Origin of the sequence: Citrobacter sp. ABFQG (assembly GCF_004322975.1) — a bacterium.
GTDB lineage: Bacteria > Pseudomonadota > Gammaproteobacteria > Enterobacterales > Enterobacteriaceae > Citrobacter > Citrobacter freundii.
Map to the genome: position 1 here is coordinate 4,774,836 of NZ_CP036435.1, position 15,234 is coordinate 4,790,069.

A 15,234-nucleotide genomic window follows, 5' to 3' on the forward strand; every position below is an offset into this window, starting at 1 on the left:
CGGATTAGGCAAAGCCGACATCCGGCAAGCTATTTTCAGAGGGTGACATCTTCGCACTTTGCCCACATACTGGGCGCTGTTGCTTTTTTGAACCAGGAAACAGAACCTCTGACAATGAATTTACAGCATCACTTTCTAATTGCCATGCCTGCTCTCCAGGATCCAATTTTCCGCCGTTCCGTGGTGTATATCTGCGAACATAATGAGAACGGAGCAATGGGGATTATCGTCAATAAGCCTCTGGAAAACTTACAAATTGAAGGGATTCTGGAAAAGCTGAAGATTACTCCAGAAGAACGCGATCCGGCCATTCGTCTGGATAAGCCCGTGATGCTCGGCGGCCCGCTGGCAGAAGACCGTGGATTTATACTTCATACCCCACCGTCGCGCTTTGCGTCCAGTATTCGCATTTCTGATAACACCATCATCACAACCTCCCGCGATGTATTAGAAACCCTGGGTACGCAGGAACAACCGTCCGAAGTGCTGGTTGCGCTGGGTTATTCATCATGGGAAAAGGGCCAACTGGAACAAGAGTTACTGGATAACGCCTGGCTTACGGCCCCTGCCGATCTCAACATCTTATTCAAAACACCGATTGCCGACCGCTGGCGCGATGCGGCGAAGCTTATCGGGATAGATATTCAGACCATGCCCGGCGTGGCGGGACACGCATGATGAGCGGAACATTACTCTCTTTTGATTTTGGTACGAAAAGTATCGGCGTCGCCGTGGGTCAGCGCATTACCGGTACGGCCAGGCCATTGCCCGCCATCAAAGCACAGGACGGTACGCCAGACTGGAATTTGATTGAACGCCTGCTGAAAGAGTGGCAACCGGATGAAATCATTGTCGGCCTGCCACTCAACATGGATGGCACCGAACAGCCCCTTACCGCGCGCGCACGTAAATTCGCTAACCGCATTCATGGTCGCTTTGGCGTAACCGTAACGCTGCACGATGAACGTTTGAGCACCGTCGAAGCCCGTTCAGGCCTGTTTGAGCAAGGCGGTTACCGGGCGTTGAATAAAGGCAAAGTGGACTCCGCTTCTGCCGTTATTATCCTGGAAAGCTATTTCGAGCAGGGATATTAAAGCCGCCCCTGCGCCTGTCGCTGCTGCAAACTTTGTGCAAACGTCTGCATACCTGTCTGCTGCCCGGTTTGAATCACGCCGGGTAGCTGATGCGTTTTCCCTTCGCGGATCAAATTGCCCACGGCGGGCGTGTTGACGAGTAGTTCGAATAGCGCCACGCGTCCCCCCTGCTTATCCTCCTCAAGTTTTTGCGAAAGAACCGCCCGCAGGCTGTCTGCCAGTTGGTTACGCACAGGATCTTTCTCTGTTGCTGCAAAGGAATCCACCAGCCGCGCGATGGCCTGCGCCGCACCTCGCGTATGTAACGTTGCCAGCACCAGATGTCCGGTCTCCGCCGCCGTTAATGCCAGCCGAATGGTTTCCACGTCGCGCAGCTCGCCCAGCAAAATAACGTCGGGATCTTCGCGTAGCGCACCGCGCAAACCGGCGGAGAAAGAGGCGCAATGTGCGCCCACCTCCCGCTGTTGAATCAGACAACGTCGGCTGGTGTAGCGATATTCAATAGGATCTTCCAACGTCAGAATGTGCCCCTCAATATGCTGATTAAGATACTCCACCATCGCCGCCAGGGTCGTAGATTTACCGCTGCCGGTAGCGCCTGTCACCAGAATCAACCCATTTTCACTGTGAAGCAGTTCAGGTATGACCGCGGGAGGCTGAAGATCGTCTAAATGAGGACAATCCAGCGGTAGCAGTCTTAGCGCCAGCGAGGTTCCCTGCTGATGGACAAATGCGCTGGCGCGCAGCCGCCGGGAGTCCGTCAGGGTAACGGCAAAATCAATCTGCCCTTGCTCCTGCAACTGTACCTGTTGTTGCTCACTGAGCCAGCACATCAGCAGATTCTCTACGTCAGGCGTGGTAAACGGTGCGCTTTCGACTTTTCCACGCCTGCGCCAACGCGCGGGCCATGCATTGCACAGGTGTAGATCCGACACGTTATGCTTTACACTAAGGGCCACTATTTCTTCCATATTCATATGAACATCCTCGGAAAATGAACGATATCGCGCATAACCTGGCACATGTCCGGGACAAAATCTCAGCCGCCGCGACGCGTTGCGGGCGGTCTTCAGAAGAAGTTATGTTGCTTGCAGTCAGCAAAACCAAACCTGCGAGCGCCATCGAAGAAGCCATTACCGCAGGGCAGCGTGCCTTCGGTGAAAACTATGTCCAGGAAGGGGTGGATAAAATCCGCTACTTTCAGGAAAAAGGCGTCAACGATCTGCAGTGGCACTTTATCGGCCCGCTGCAGTCCAACAAAAGTCGTCTGGTCGCCGAGCACTTTGACTGGTGCCATACGATCGACCGTCTACGTATCGCTGCCCGTCTGAGCGAACAGCGCCCGGCAGACTTGCCGCCGCTGAATGTGCTGATCCAGATTAATATCAGCGATGAGAACAGTAAGTCAGGGATTCCGCTGGCAGAGCTTGATGCCCTGGCCGCTGAAGTCGCTGCGCTGCCGCGCATTACCCTGCGTGGTTTGATGGCTATTCCCGCTCCTGAGTCAGATTATGTAAGGCAGTTTGAAGTTGCACAGCAAATGGCTGTAGCATTTGCCGGGTTGAAAACACGCTATCCAAATATCGATACGCTCTCGCTGGGGATGTCTGATGATATGGATGCCGCTATCGCGGCGGGTAGCACGATGGTGCGCATCGGCACTGCCATTTTTGGTGCTCGTGATTACACTAAAAAATAAGGAAAATTAAGGAACACCATGAATACGTTGACCTTCCTGCTCTCAACGGTAATTGAGCTGTATACCATGGCGCTGCTGCTGCGCGTGTGGATGCAATGGTCTCGCTGCGATTTCTACAACCCGTTCTCGCAGTTTATTGTGAAAATCACTCAGCCCATTATTGGGCCGTTACGCCGTATTATTCCTCCGATGGGGCCCATTGACAGCGCATCAGCATTAGTCGCGCTCGTTCTCAGCTTTATCAAAGCCATCGTGCTGTTTAAGGTGGTAACGTTCCAGCCGATCATCTGGATCGCCGCCGTGCTGATTGTCCTGAAGACCATTGGGCTGCTGATTTTCTGGGTGCTGCTGGTAATGGCGATTATGAGCTGGGTCAGCCAGGGTCGCAGCCCGGTGGAGTACGTGCTGATTCAACTGGCGGATCCGCTGTTGCGTCCTATCCGTCGCATACTTCCAGGCATGGGCGGGATCGATTTCTCCCCAATGATTCTGGTTATGCTGCTCTATGTCATTAACATGGGTATCGCAGAAGTGTTACAGGCGACAGGCAACATACTGCTGCCGGGGCTGTGGATGGCGCTATGAGTGCCGTTACACCCTGCGACGACGGTCTGGTTTTACGGCTCTATATTCAGCCGAAAGCCAGCCGTGACAGTATTGTGGGTTTACATGGCGACGAAGTTAAAGTCGCCATTACCGCCCCGCCGGTCGATGGACAAGCCAACAGCCATCTGGTGAAGTTTCTCGGCAAACAGTTCCGCGTAGCGAAAAGCCAGGTCGTTATTGAGAAGGGCGAGCTTGGTCGGCACAAACAGGTTAAAATTATTCATCCGCAACAGATCCCGCCCGAAATTGCGGCGCTAACTGATTAGGTATCCCATGCAAAAAGTTGTCCTCGCGACCGGCAATGCCGGTAAAGTGCGTGAACTCGCCTCTCTTCTGAGTGATTTCGGTCTTGATGTTGTTGCCCAAACGGATCTAGGTGTTGATTCTGCAGAAGAGACCGGGCTGACGTTTATTGAGAACGCCATTCTGAAGGCGCGTCATGCCGCGCAAATTACGGGTTTGCCAGCCATTGCTGATGACTCCGGCCTGGCAGTAAATGCCCTTGGCGGCGCGCCGGGTATCTATTCAGCCCGCTATTCCGGCGAAGATGCGACCGATCAGCAGAACCTGGAAAAATTGCTGCACACCCTGCGGGATGTCCCGGATGACCAGCGTCAGGCGCAATTCCACTGCGTGCTGGTGTATATGCGCCATGCGGACGATCCCACGCCTTTAGTGTGCCACGGAAGCTGGCCGGGCGTGATTACCCGTGAACCGGCCGGAAACGGTGGTTTTGGTTACGACCCAATCTTTTTTGTGCCGTCCGAAGGAAAAACAGCTGCTGAGCTGACCCGCGAAGAAAAAAGTGCGATTTCTCACCGCGGACAGGCACTGAAGCTGCTGCTGGATGCCCTGCGCAATGGTTAACCTTCCGCCGCTAAGTCTTTATATTCACATCCCCTGGTGCGTGCAGAAATGCCCGTACTGCGACTTTAACTCGCATGCGCTTAAGGGCGAGGTTCCTCATGACGACTATGTTCAGCACCTGCTGAGCGATCTGGATACTGAGGTGGCCCACGCCCAGGGGCGGGAAGTAAAGACAATTTTTATCGGTGGTGGTACGCCGAGCCTGCTTTCTGGCCCGGCAATGCAAACGCTGCTCGACGGCGTGCGTGCACGGCTGAATCTGGCCGCAGATGCAGAAATCACAATGGAGGCGAATCCCGGGACGGTGGAAGCCGATCGCTTTGTTGATTATCAACGCGCTGGCGTAAACCGTATCTCGATTGGCGTACAGAGCTTTAGCTCCGCCAAACTCGAGCGTCTGGGACGTATTCACGGGCCGGAAGAAGCCAAACGAGCAGCACACCTGGCGAGCGGTCTGGGGCTACGCAGCTTTAACCTCGACCTGATGCATGGTTTGCCAGATCAGACGCTGGAAGAGGCGCTGGGCGATTTACAGCAGGCCATCGCGCTCAACCCACCGCATCTTTCCTGGTATCAGTTGACCATCGAACCCAACACGCTGTTCGGTTCCCGACCGCCTGTTTTACCAGACGATGATGCGCTGTGGGATATTTTTGAGCAAGGCCACCAGTTGCTGACCGCCGCCGGGTATCAACAGTACGAAACCTCAGCCTATGCAAAGCCGGGCTATCAGTGTCAGCACAACCTTAATTACTGGCGTTTTGGCGACTATCTCGGTATTGGCTGCGGCGCGCATGGCAAAATTACGTTCCCGGACGGGCACATTCTGCGTACCACCAAAACGCGGCATCCGCGTGGCTACATGCAAGGGCGTTATCTCGAAAGCCAGCGTGATGTCGCCGAAGCCGATAAGCCGTTCGAGTTCTTTATGAACCGTTTCCGGTTGCTTGAGGCCGCGCCTCGCGCGGAGTTCAGACAATATACCGGACTTACCGAGGACGTTATTCGTCGACAAATCGATGAGGCTATTTCCCAGGGCTACCTGAGCGAATGCGATGAATACTGGCAGATTACTCAACACGGTAAGCTGTTTTTGAACTCTCTGTTGGAGCTGTTTCTGGCGGAGTAATACGGTAACGATGTAGGCCGGATAAGGCCTTGAGCCGCATCCGGCAAATTGCCTGATGGCGCTGCGCTTATCAGGCCTACAGGGTTAGGTCGATGAGCGCAGCCACCTTCAGTCATTAATACTGATTAAACATTTCCTGGATCTGTTTAGGATCCTTGGTTTGAGTCAGCGCAAGCTGCAGCAGAACACGTGCTTTTTGCGGGTTCAGGGAACCTGAAGCCACAAATCCGTATTTTGCATCATCAACTTCTGCATCCTGCGTGGTGGCACCCGTTGGTACACGAGATGAACGCACCACAACGGTACCTTTATGCGCGGCGGTTGCCAGCGTATCGAAAATGGTTTTATACAAGTTACCGTTACCTACACCTGCACTAACGATCCCTGCGTAACCCGCATCTACCAGTGCTTTTGCCGGCAGATCGGAGGCGTTAGCATAGTTGAAAACAATCCCAACTTTCGGCAGCTCGGTCAGCTTAGAAACATCGAACGGAGTAGACGTGGTGTGCTTACGCGCAGGCGTACGCTGGTAGTCGATTTTACCGTTATGAATGTAACCCAACGGGCCGTAGTTAACGGATTTGAAGGTAGCAACGTCGGTAGTGTTAGTTTTAGTCACGTCGCGACCATCCATAACGGTGTCGTTCATCACCACCAGCACTCCGCGGTTGGCAGAGGCTTTGTCTGCGGCAGTTACCACTGCGTTATACAGGTTGAACGGGCCATCAGCGCTCATACCCGTAGATGGACGCATGGCGCCGACCAGCACGACCGGCTTGTTGCACTTGACGGTCAGGTCGAGGAAATAGGCGGTTTCTTCCATGGTATCCGTACCATGTGTCACCACGAAGCCGTCGGTTTTATCACACTCGGTATTAATCTTTTTGGCCAGCGTTAACCAGACTTCGTCATTCATATCCTGGGAGCCGATATTCACCACCTGCTCGCCTTTAACGACAGCGATATCTTTCAACTGAGGTACGGCCTCAACCAGATTTTCTACGCCAACCTTGCCTGCCGTGTAGTTAGATTTTGTCGCGGAATCACCACCGCCGGCAATCGTCCCACCGGTCGCTAAAATGGTGATGTTTGGCAGTGCAAGCGCCGCGCCGCTGAAACCCATAACCAGTGCGGCAAGTGCCGTTCTCTTGAAAAACTCCATGTTATTTCTCCAGTTACTTGAATTTGCAGCATTATGTCTATCCTACAGATGAATAATGTGACGAGTTCCAATTAACCAGATTTATATCTCCATCAAATTGTCATTCTTAGAGATGGATATCAAAAAAACAGAAATATACAAAATAAAACGGCACAGAATGTTTCTGCGCCGTTAAAAAGAGGTGAAGATTATTTCAGAGTGCTAACCAGCGTTTTACGATCGTTTTCCAGCGTCACGACGCGGGCACAAACATCTTTGCCAAACTGTTGGAAGTCTTGTTCCTGATTCTTCCATTCGTTTTGAATTGAGGTTTGCAAGCCACCAAGGCTACCAAGCACGCCCTGCAACGGATTACCACCGCCTTTGAGTACAGCTTTGGCCCCCATTTCGTTGATGCTGTCCTGCAAAATACCGCCCATCGCCTGATTAACCAGCTGTTGTCCGTCCGCGCGGACTTGATCAATCGCCTTATAATGGAAGGTCAGGCCATCAGTTCGATGCTCGATGATACGGTTCATCTGCTCTTTCAATTGCGCATCCAGCTTGGTTAAGCGGCCACGCATGTTGCTGCTTTCACCGACCTCTTTGGCGATGATTTTATCCAGCGCCACGCGACCTTTCTCTACGCGCGCTCTGGCACCTTCGTCAATCCACGGCAGGCTGCTACGCAACGCCGCCTGATAATCTTTGGCCTGCTCACGCTGTGCGGCGTTCAGGCTGTACTGTTTACCGTTGAAGGTGACATCGCCGGTCTGGGTAATAATCAGGTCGCCGTTCTCGCCCTTCACCTGCACCGTTTGTGGGCTCAAAATCACATCGTCACGCGGGGTGACGCTGCACTGGTAATCTGCATGTGCGGCCATCGCCGTGAACGTTAGGACTGCCGCCAGCAGCGTTTTGCGCATCATATCTTTCCCTCAAGACAAATCGGGCCGGCATTTGCCGACCCTGTGCTACTTAGTCCCACCAAATATCGAAAAGTTCGCTGGTACGCACTTCTTCGAGTTTGTGCTCTTCCAGCCATTTACGCACGATTGCCTGGTGTTCTTCGGTGCATTTGCCGATTTCCTGCAGACAGATCAGACCTTCCCAGGCCAGATAGCCGCTGCCGTCAAAAGCCAGCTTGTTCGGTTCGATAACTTCATTGATAAAGTCATCAACGATTTGATCGACCTGCTCTCCAGATGTACCTTCCGGGAAACGCCATGCAACCGAAAACCCTACTTCCTGGAATTCTTCGATGTGCATCTTTTTACGCAGACGACGGCTACGGTTCTTTGCCATTATTTCACCCTCTCGAACATTAAGTCCCATACGCCGTGGCCAAGACGATGACCACGTTGTTCAAATTTGGTTACCGGGCGCGATTGTGGGCGCGGTACATAATCGTTACTCTCGGACTGGTTTTTATACCCGTCAATGGAGGACATCACTTCCAGCATATGTTCCGCATAAGCTTCCCAGTCGGTTGCCATGTGGAATACGCCGCCCAGCTTCAGCTTACATAAGATATGCTCAGCAAACGGTACCTGAACGATACGGCGTTTATTATGACGTGCTTTATGCCACGGGTCAGGGAAAAACAACTGAACCATAGATAAAGAATTGTCAGGAATCATTTTATGCAGGACTTCAACGGCATCATGGCACATGACGCGCAGGTTCTCGACACCCTCTTCATGGGCTGAAGCCAGACACGCACCAACGCCCGGCGAGTGAACCTCAATGCCAAGGAAATTCTGTTCCGGACGCGCTTTCGCCATTGCGACCAGCGACGCTCCCATACCAAAACCGATTTCCAGCGTGACTGGCGCATCACGGCCAAACAGTTCTGCGAAATTTACAGGCTCTTCGCTGAACTCAACGCCCATCACCGGCCAGTAGTTTTCCAGCGCGTGCTCCTGCCCTTTCGTCAGTCGCCCCTGGCGACGAACAAAACTACGAATCCGGCGCAGAGGGCGGCCGTTTTCATCAAATTCCGGTGAAATGACGTCGTTCTTCATAAAAGTTTAGTCTGCTGTGTTTGAGTTCTGAAAACGGGCATTATCCAAAGTTAGTTGCCGGATGCAAGTAAAGGAAGAAAGTGAGCAGCGGAAAGTTCCGGTTTACACCCCGTTGCCGCTGTGCTGCAATCTTGCCCCCGGCAATAATGAAACGGTAATCATGCAAGCGTCTCAATTCTCGGCTCAGGTTTTGAGCTGGTACGACAAATACGGGCGGAAAACGCTGCCCTGGCAAATTGATAAGACGCCTTACAAAGTATGGCTCTCTGAGGTAATGCTGCAACAAACTCAGGTTGCGACCGTTATCCCTTATTTTGAACGCTTTATGGCGCGCTTCCCAACGGTAACGGATTTAGCCCATGCGCCGATGGATGAGGTTCTGCATTTGTGGACCGGGCTGGGTTATTACGCCCGAGCGCGTAATCTGCATAAAGCCGCGCAGCAGGTTGTCACGCTGCATAGCGGTATATTTCCGCAAACTTTTGATGAGGTGGCCGCCCTACCTGGCGTCGGTCGCTCAACCGCAGGCGCGATCCTTTCCCTCTCTCTGGGTCAGCATTTTCCGATTCTCGACGGTAACGTCAAACGCGTGCTGGCTCGCTGTTATGCTGTAAGCGGCTGGCCGGGTAAAAAAGAGGTCGAAAAGAAGCTGTGGGAGTTGAGCGAGCAGGTGACGCCCGCCCATGGCGTTGAGCGTTTTAATCAGGCGATGATGGATTTAGGCGCCATGGTCTGTACGCGCTCAAAACCTAAATGTTCGCTGTGTCCGTTGGAAAATGGCTGTGTGGCCAGCGCCAATGCAAGCTGGGCGTTGTACCCGGGTAAAAAACCCAAGCAAACGCTGCCGGAACGAACGGGCTATTTTTTACTGATGCAGCATAATGACGAAGTGCTGCTCGCACAGCGACCGCCCAGCGGCTTATGGGGTGGTTTATACTGTTTTCCACAGTTTGACGGCGAAGATGGACTGCGCAACTGGCTGGCGCAACGGCAAATTAACGCAGATAATCTGACCCAACTTAATGCGTTTCGCCATACCTTTAGCCATTTCCACTTAGACATTGTGCCTATGTGGCTTCCTGTGTCTTCATTCGGCTCATGCATGGATGAAGGCAACGCGCTCTGGTATAACTTAGCGCAACCGCCGTCGGTCGGACTGGCGGCTCCCGTGGAGCGTTTGTTACAGCAATTACGTGCCGGTACACACGTTTAACGTACCGGTCGATAGAGAGGATTTTTTATGAGCAGAACGATTTTTTGCACTTTCCTGCAACGCGAAGCAGAAGGCCAGGATTTTCAGCTGTACCCGGGCGATCTGGGGAAACGCATCTACAACGAGATTTCTAAAGAAGCATGGGCGCAATGGCAGCATAAGCAAACCATGCTGATTAACGAGAAGAAGCTCAATATGATGAACGTTGAGCATCGTAAACTGCTTGAGCAGGAGATGATCAACTTCCTGTTTGAAGGCAAAGACGTGCATATTGAAGGCTATACACCAGAGTCTTAAGAACCGTTGCCGGATGGCGCTGCGCTTATCCGGCCTACGATTTACTCTGGTCCTTGCAAATAACAAACACAACACGCACTCCCGGAATGATGAAAAAATTTCTCGCGCTTGCCGTTATTGCGCCGTTGCTCATCTCCTGTTCCAGTTCGACCAAAAAAGGCGATTCCTATAACGAAGCCTGGGTCAAGGATACCAACGGTTTTGATATTCTGATGGGGCAATTTGCCCATAACATTGAGAATTTGTGGGGATTTAAGGAAGTGCTGATTGCGGGTCCAAAGGACTACGTAAAGTATACCGATCAGTATCAAACCCGCAGCCATATCAACTTTGATGACGGTACGATAACCGTCGAGACCATTGCCGGGACAGATCCCGCCGGACACCTGCGTCGGGCGATTATCAAGACATTGCTGATGGGGGATGATCCGGGTTCTATCGATCTCTATTCCGATGTCGACGACATTAAGATTTCCAAAGAGCCATTCCTGTACGGGCAGGTGGTCGATAATACCGGCCAGCCCATTCGTTGGGAGGGGCGTGCCACCAATTTCGCTGACTATCTGCTGAAAACACGCCTGAAAAGCCGCAGCAATGGTATTCGCATCATCTATAGCGTGACGATCAACCTGGTACCGAACCACCTTGATAAGCGCGCGCATAAATACGTCGGCATGGTGCGTCAGGCTTCGCGTAAGTATGGCGTCGATGAGTCACTGATTCTGGCCATCATGCAAACCGAATCCTCATTTAACCCATATGCGGTCAGCCATGCCGATGCGCTGGGACTGATGCAGGTGGTACAGCACAGCGCCGGGAAAGATGTGTTTCGCTCGCAAGGGCGCTCCGGCACACCGAGCCGTAGCTTCCTGTTTGACCCGGCCAGCAACATTGATACCGGTACCGCCTATCTGGCTATGCTCAACAATGTCTATTTAGGCGGCATTGATAATCCAACGTCCCGTCGCTACGCGGTGATCACGGCATATAACGGCGGTGCGGGCAGCGTACTGCGCGTTTTCTCGAACGATAAAATCCAGGCCGCGAATATTATCAACAGCATGACCCCGGGGGACGTTTATCAAACGCTGACTACCCGACATCCGTCGGCTGAATCACGCCGATACCTTTACAAGGTCAATTCCGCACAAAAATCATATCGACGCCGCTAATATATCCCCTCTTCTGCCCCGGTAAACGGGGCCCGGAAGAGGGCAAAGTGTTAACTCCATCACTCTTTTGCTTTGCAATCAGAAATTGTTTGCAAATATTTGTCACAGGTAACAAAAAAAGAGTGTCCCTCGTTGATAGAATCACATCATCAAGCCCCGGCAAATGTGCCTTTTAAAACATTCATCCGCATTACGGTGTGAGGAAATTAACATGAATCTTAAGCTGCAGCTGAAAGTGCTCTCGTTTCTGCAGTTCTGCTTATGGGGTAGTTGGCTCACTACCCTCGGCTCCTATATGTTTGTCACCCTAAAATTCGATGGTGCATCCATTGGCGCAGTGTATAGCTCGCTGGGGATCGCCGCCGTGTTTATGCCTACGCTGTTAGGGATCGTGGCCGACAAATGGATCAGTGCGAAATGGGTGTACGCCATTTGTCACCTGGTCGGTGCAGCAACGCTGTTCGCCGCAGCCGAAGTCACCACCCCAGGCGCGATGTTCTTTGTGATCTTGCTTAACTCTTTGGCCTATATGCCAACGCTGGGGTTAATCAACACCATTTCTTACTATCGCCTGCAGTCAGCCGGGATGGATATCGTAACGGACTTTCCGCCAATCCGTATCTGGGGCACTATCGGCTTTATCATGGCGATGTGGGGCGTGAGCTTCTCCGGCTTCGAGCTGAGTCATATGCAGCTGTATATCGGTGCAACGCTGTCCGTTGTTTTGGCGCTGTTCACGCTGACGCTGCCGCATATTCCGGTGGCTAACCAGCAGAAAAACCAGAGCTGGTCGTCCATGCTGGGCCTGGATGCTTTCGCGCTGTTTAAAAACAAGCGCATGGCGATTTTCTTCATCTTCTCAATGATGCTGGGCGCGGAGCTGCAGATTACCAATATGTTCGGTAATACCTTCCTGCACAGCTTCGATAACAACCCGCTGTTCTCCGGCAGCTTCATCGTTGAACACGCCTCGGTGATGATGTCGATCTCGCAGATTTCCGAGACACTGTTTATCCTGACCATCCCGTTCTTCTTGAGCCGTTACGGTATTAAGAATGTAATGCTTATCAGTATTGTGGCGTGGATGCTGCGTTTCGGCCTGTTTGCCTACGGCGATCCGACACCGTTCGGTACCGTGCTGCTGGTTCTGTCGATGATTGTTTACGGCTGCGCCTTCGACTTCTTCAACATCTCTGGCTCGGTATTCGTGGAGAAAGAAGTTCGCCCTGAAATCCGCGCTAGCGCACAGGGTATGTTCCTGATGATGACCAACGGCTTCGGTTGTATTCTGGGCGGACTGGTGAGCGGTAAAGTAGTTGAACACTATACGCTGAACGGTATTACCGACTGGCAGACCGTGTGGCTGATCTTCGCAGGTTACTCGCTGGTTCTGGCTTTTGCCTTCGTGGCGCTGTTTAAATATAAACACGTACGCGTTCCGGCAGGCACCCAAACTATCGCGCACTAACGTTTACGCAGAGAAAAACGGGTTGCCAAAAGGTAACCCGTTTTTTTGCGCTTACTTCACAACATATCCATACAGACGCTTAATACCGTCTGCATCCGTTTCACTGTAAACACCTTGCAGCTCCGGCGAGAAGCCCGGCAGCAGGTTAACACCCTCTTCCAGCGCCAGGAAATAACGTTGCACCGCCCCACCCCAGATTTCGCCCGGTACCATGCACAGAACGCCTGGAGGATATGGCAGCGCACCTTCTGCCGCAACGCGACCTGCGGCATCACAAATACGCACCAGTTCGACATCACCACGGATAAAGGCGCTGTTGGCATCCTGCGGGTTCATCGCCACGGCAGGCAAACTCTCCTGTCGGAACATCGCTTTTTGCAGATCCTTCACATCAAAGCTGACGTATAAATCGTGCATCTCCTGACACAGTTCACGCAGCGTGTAATCCCGATAGCGTACCGGATACTTGTTGAAGATGGTGGGCAGCACATCTGCCAGCGGCGTATCGTCCTCAATATGCTGCTCAAACTGCGCCAGCATCGCCACTAGTTGCGCCAGTTTCTCGGTGCTTTCTGCCGGGGTCAGCAGGAACAGAATCGAGTTAAGGTCGCATTTCTCCGGAACAATGCCGTTTTCACGCAGGTAATGCGCCAGAATCGTCGCCGGAATACCAAACTCAGTATATTGCCCGGTTTGCGCATCAATGCCCGGAGTAGTTAACAACAGCTTGCAGGGATCAACGAAGTACTGGTCGCGCGCGTAGCCGGAAAAACCATGCCATTTAGCACCCGGTTCAAAGCTAAAGAAGCGGCGCTCACTGGCAATCACCTGCGTCGGATAGCTTTCCCACGGCTTACCATCAACTACCGGAGGAATAAACGGCTGAATCATCTTACAGCGGGCAATAATCGCTTTACGAGCCTCGATCCCCAGCGCCACACACTCCGCCCATAGCCGACGACCGCTCTCGCCTTCATGTATTTTGGCGTTCACGTCCAGCGCCGCAAACAGCGGGTAAAACGGGCTGGTGGAAGCATGCAGCATAAACGCATTGTTCAGACGCTTATGCGGGCAGAATCGCGCCTGACCACGAATATGGTTATCCTTTTTGTGGATCTGCGAGGTTTGCGAGAATCCGGCCTGCTGTTTGTGTACCGACTGGGTGACAAAGATCCCCGGATCGTCAGCATTGAGCTCCAGTAGCAGCGGTGACCCATCGGCCATCATCGGAATAAATTGCTCGTAGCCAACCCAGGCAGAATCAAACAGGATGTAATCGCACAGGCTACCGATCTTGTCGATCACCTGCCGGGCGTTGTAGATCGTACCGTCATAGGTACCAAGCTGAATGATTGCCAGACGGAACGGGCGCGGCTGGTCAGCCTTGTGCGGCGCAACGTCACGCAGTTGCTGGCGCAGATACGCCTCATCAAAGCAGTGCTCGTCAATACCGCCAATAAAGCCAAACGGATTACGCGCCGCTTCCAGATAAACCGGCGTCGCGCCTGCCTGGATCAGCGCACCGTGGTGGTTGGACTTATGGTTGTTGCGGTCAAACAGCACCAGATCGCCGCGCGTCAGCAGCGCGTTGGTGACCACTTTATTCGCCGCAGAGGTTCCGTTCAGCACAAAGTAGGTTTTATCCGCGTGAAAAACTTTCGCGGCAAATTTCTGCGCATGTTTCGCTGATCCCTCATGAATCAGCAGATCGCCCAGCTTAACGTCAGCGTTGCACATATCCGCGCGGAACAGGTTCTCGCCAAAGAACTCATAGAAATGTCGGCCCGCCGGATGCTTCTTAAAAAACTCACCGTGCTGGTGCCCCGGGCAGGCAAACGTGCTGTTCCCCATTTCGACATACTGGGTAAGCGTGTCATAGAACGGCGGCAGCAATTCTTCCTCATACTGACAGGCAGCAGACTCCAGCTCCAGCCAGTCCTGAGCCTGACCGCGAATCACCGCGTTAACGCCCGCAGGTACATCGACATCAGACTCTGCGAACAAAAACACCGGTATATGAAAACCAGTGCGTTTCAGCAAAGCCAGGATCCCACTGCGGCTGTCCGCAACGGTAATGACGACTGCCGCGACGTCAGTAAAATCGGTGCTGTCCAGCGCAACCACCTGGCGATGGCTGGAAAGACGAGAAGCCAGTTCACCACTGGCGGCAATTTTCATTGATTTCATAAGCGCAATAACCCGTTTCGGGAAAATCAAAAGTCCCGGGCAAAGCCGCATTGCTTTGCCCACGAAATGACGGGTCAAACTGGTTACCAGCCCCGACCGCCAGACATCAGTAAAAGCAGATAGTCTCTGATCTTACTGTTATCCTGCAGTGAGCGTACGCTGCCCTCACCGCATGGTGGGAGCGTGAAGATAAGTCGCAGGAAGGGGCGAACGTCGCGCAAAAAAGCGATGATGAAGGCGATGTAGAGGGAGTAATGTCATCCCAGGCAGCCCCATTCAGACAGGAGAAAATTCGCGCAATCATGGCATCTTTCACCTACAGGCGCAAGATAAAATC

The 15,234-nt window shown here is 52.8% G+C and carries 17 protein-coding genes; 11 read left to right on the forward strand and 6 right to left on the reverse strand.

What is annotated here, in order from left to right; genetic code table 11:
• Nucleotides 1-114 precede the first annotated feature (114 nt).
• Nucleotides 115-678 carry a YqgE/AlgH family protein gene (locus tag WN16_RS23400; RefSeq protein WP_003027086.1) on the forward strand — a complete coding sequence of 188 codons (564 nt, stop codon included), beginning with the start codon at nucleotides 115-117 and terminating at the stop codon, nucleotides 676-678.
• The gene (gene ruvX, locus WN16_RS23405) at nucleotides 678-1,094 is read left to right on the forward strand and encodes a Holliday junction resolvase RuvX (RefSeq protein WP_006686843.1); all 417 of its coding nucleotides are present in this window, start codon (nucleotides 678-680) and stop codon (nucleotides 1,092-1,094) included. Before WN16_RS23400 ends, ruvX begins: the two co-directional genes overlap by 1 nt.
• Here ruvX and WN16_RS23410 read toward each other — a convergent pair.
• Nucleotides 1,091-2,071 carry a type IV pilus twitching motility protein PilT gene (locus WN16_RS23410; RefSeq protein ID WP_044700841.1) on the reverse strand — a complete coding sequence of 327 codons (981 nt, stop codon included), beginning with the start codon at nucleotides 2,069-2,071 and terminating at the stop codon, nucleotides 1,091-1,093. The genes ruvX and WN16_RS23410 overlap by 4 nt on opposite strands.
• A 17-nt stretch (nucleotides 2,072-2,088) precedes the next feature.
• Here WN16_RS23410 and WN16_RS23415 point away from each other — a divergent pair, with 17 nt between their 5' ends.
• Genes WN16_RS23415 through hemW form a run of 5 tightly spaced genes read left to right on the forward strand, consistent with a single transcriptional unit; the run spans nucleotide 2,089 to nucleotide 5,395 of the window.
• Nucleotides 2,089-2,793, forward strand: a complete 705-nt coding sequence (locus tag WN16_RS23415) for a YggS family pyridoxal phosphate-dependent enzyme (protein WP_003838215.1) — start codon at nucleotides 2,089-2,091, stop codon at nucleotides 2,791-2,793.
• Nucleotides 2,794-2,811: 18 nt separating this feature from the next.
• Nucleotides 2,812-3,378 (forward strand): YggT family protein, encoded by a 567-nt coding sequence (locus tag WN16_RS23420; protein ID WP_044700843.1) that lies wholly within the window; start codon nucleotides 2,812-2,814, stop codon nucleotides 3,376-3,378.
• Nucleotides 3,375-3,665: a DUF167 family protein YggU gene (yggU, locus tag WN16_RS23425; RefSeq protein WP_003027101.1), complete on the forward strand. Its 291-nt coding sequence runs from the start codon at nucleotides 3,375-3,377 to the stop codon at nucleotides 3,663-3,665. Before WN16_RS23420 ends, yggU begins: the two co-directional genes overlap by 4 nt.
• A 7-nt stretch (nucleotides 3,666-3,672) precedes the next feature.
• Nucleotides 3,673-4,266 (forward strand): XTP/dITP diphosphatase, encoded by a 594-nt coding sequence (locus WN16_RS23430; RefSeq protein WP_003027104.1) that lies wholly within the window; start codon nucleotides 3,673-3,675, stop codon nucleotides 4,264-4,266.
• Nucleotides 4,259-5,395, forward strand: a complete 1,137-nt coding sequence (gene hemW / locus WN16_RS23435; RefSeq protein WP_003846355.1) for a radical SAM family heme chaperone HemW — start codon at nucleotides 4,259-4,261, stop codon at nucleotides 5,393-5,395. Before WN16_RS23430 ends, hemW begins: the two co-directional genes overlap by 8 nt.
• 115 nt (nucleotides 5,396-5,510) lie before the next feature.
• Here the strand turns inward: hemW and ansB are convergent, their stop codons facing one another.
• From ansB to trmB, 4 genes are all read right to left on the reverse strand, one after another.
• Nucleotides 5,511-6,557, reverse strand: coding sequence for an L-asparaginase 2 (gene ansB / locus WN16_RS23440; protein ID WP_044700845.1), 1,047 nt, complete (start codon nucleotides 6,555-6,557; stop codon nucleotides 5,511-5,513).
• 188 nt (nucleotides 6,558-6,745) lie between these two features.
• The gene (locus tag WN16_RS23445; protein ID WP_032950065.1) at nucleotides 6,746-7,465 is read right to left on the reverse strand and encodes a DUF2884 domain-containing protein; all 720 of its coding nucleotides are present in this window, start codon (nucleotides 7,463-7,465) and stop codon (nucleotides 6,746-6,748) included.
• A gap of 49 nt (nucleotides 7,466-7,514) precedes the next feature.
• Nucleotides 7,515-7,841, reverse strand: a complete 327-nt coding sequence (locus WN16_RS23450) for a YggL family protein (protein ID WP_003027115.1) — start codon at nucleotides 7,839-7,841, stop codon at nucleotides 7,515-7,517.
• A complete protein-coding gene (trmB, locus tag WN16_RS23455) occupies nucleotides 7,841-8,560 on the reverse strand; it encodes a tRNA (guanosine(46)-N7)-methyltransferase TrmB (protein ID WP_044700848.1) in 720 nt (239 codons plus the stop codon). The genes WN16_RS23450 and trmB overlap by 1 nt, the downstream gene beginning before the upstream one ends.
• A gap of 160 nt (nucleotides 8,561-8,720) precedes the next feature.
• Between trmB and mutY the strand changes: the two genes are divergently transcribed.
• The 4 genes from mutY (at nucleotide 8,721) to WN16_RS23475 (ending at nucleotide 12,710) form a co-directional block, all read left to right on the forward strand.
• Nucleotides 8,721-9,773 (forward strand): A/G-specific adenine glycosylase, encoded by a 1,053-nt coding sequence (gene mutY, locus WN16_RS23460; RefSeq protein ID WP_044700888.1) that lies wholly within the window; start codon nucleotides 8,721-8,723, stop codon nucleotides 9,771-9,773.
• A gap of 27 nt (nucleotides 9,774-9,800) precedes the next feature.
• The gene (locus WN16_RS23465; protein WP_003027126.1) at nucleotides 9,801-10,070 is read left to right on the forward strand and encodes an oxidative damage protection protein; all 270 of its coding nucleotides are present in this window, start codon (nucleotides 9,801-9,803) and stop codon (nucleotides 10,068-10,070) included.
• A gap of 86 nt (nucleotides 10,071-10,156) precedes the next feature.
• Nucleotides 10,157-11,242 carry a membrane-bound lytic murein transglycosylase MltC gene (gene mltC, locus WN16_RS23470; protein ID WP_049001609.1) on the forward strand — a complete coding sequence of 362 codons (1,086 nt, stop codon included), beginning with the start codon at nucleotides 10,157-10,159 and terminating at the stop codon, nucleotides 11,240-11,242.
• A gap of 211 nt (nucleotides 11,243-11,453) precedes the next feature.
• Nucleotides 11,454-12,710, forward strand: coding sequence for a nucleoside permease (locus WN16_RS23475; protein WP_003027130.1), 1,257 nt, complete (start codon nucleotides 11,454-11,456; stop codon nucleotides 12,708-12,710).
• 51 nt (nucleotides 12,711-12,761) lie between these two features.
• Here the strand turns inward: WN16_RS23475 and WN16_RS23480 are convergent, their stop codons facing one another.
• Entirely contained in the window at nucleotides 12,762-14,897 is a 2,136-nt protein-coding gene (locus tag WN16_RS23480; protein ID WP_044700851.1) for an ornithine decarboxylase, read from the reverse strand.
• Between the last annotated feature and the right edge of the window lie 337 nt (nucleotides 14,898-15,234).

Bases quoted from the DNA above. Each gene is read 5' to 3' on its own strand.
- trmB (WP_044700848.1), bottom strand. From the start codon at position 8,560: ATGAAGAACGACGTCATTTCACCGGAATTTGATGAAAACGGCCGCCCT.
- hemW (WP_003846355.1), top strand. From the start codon at position 4,259: ATGGTTAACCTTCCGCCGCTAAGTCTTTATATTCACATCCCCTGGTGC.
- WN16_RS23480 (WP_044700851.1), bottom strand. From the start codon at position 14,897: ATGAAATCAATGAAAATTGCCGCCAGTGGTGAACTGGCTTCTCGTCTT.
- yggU (WP_003027101.1), top strand. From the start codon at position 3,375: ATGAGTGCCGTTACACCCTGCGACGACGGTCTGGTTTTACGGCTCTAT.
- WN16_RS23410 (WP_044700841.1), bottom strand. From the start codon at position 2,071: ATGAATATGGAAGAAATAGTGGCCCTTAGTGTAAAGCATAACGTGTCG.
- WN16_RS23430 (WP_003027104.1), top strand. From the start codon at position 3,673: ATGCAAAAAGTTGTCCTCGCGACCGGCAATGCCGGTAAAGTGCGTGAA.
- mutY (WP_044700888.1), top strand. From the start codon at position 8,721: ATGCAAGCGTCTCAATTCTCGGCTCAGGTTTTGAGCTGGTACGACAAA.
- WN16_RS23400 (WP_003027086.1), top strand. From the start codon at position 115: ATGAATTTACAGCATCACTTTCTAATTGCCATGCCTGCTCTCCAGGAT.
- WN16_RS23450 (WP_003027115.1), bottom strand. From the start codon at position 7,841: ATGGCAAAGAACCGTAGCCGTCGTCTGCGTAAAAAGATGCACATCGAA.
- WN16_RS23465 (WP_003027126.1), top strand. From the start codon at position 9,801: ATGAGCAGAACGATTTTTTGCACTTTCCTGCAACGCGAAGCAGAAGGC.
- ansB (WP_044700845.1), bottom strand. From the start codon at position 6,557: ATGGAGTTTTTCAAGAGAACGGCACTTGCCGCACTGGTTATGGGTTTC.
- WN16_RS23445 (WP_032950065.1), bottom strand. From the start codon at position 7,465: ATGATGCGCAAAACGCTGCTGGCGGCAGTCCTAACGTTCACGGCGATG.
- WN16_RS23415 (WP_003838215.1), top strand. From the start codon at position 2,089: ATGAACGATATCGCGCATAACCTGGCACATGTCCGGGACAAAATCTCA.
- WN16_RS23475 (WP_003027130.1), top strand. From the start codon at position 11,454: ATGAATCTTAAGCTGCAGCTGAAAGTGCTCTCGTTTCTGCAGTTCTGC.
- mltC (WP_049001609.1), top strand. From the start codon at position 10,157: ATGATGAAAAAATTTCTCGCGCTTGCCGTTATTGCGCCGTTGCTCATC.
- WN16_RS23420 (WP_044700843.1), top strand. From the start codon at position 2,812: ATGAATACGTTGACCTTCCTGCTCTCAACGGTAATTGAGCTGTATACC.
- ruvX (WP_006686843.1), top strand. From the start codon at position 678: ATGAGCGGAACATTACTCTCTTTTGATTTTGGTACGAAAAGTATCGGC.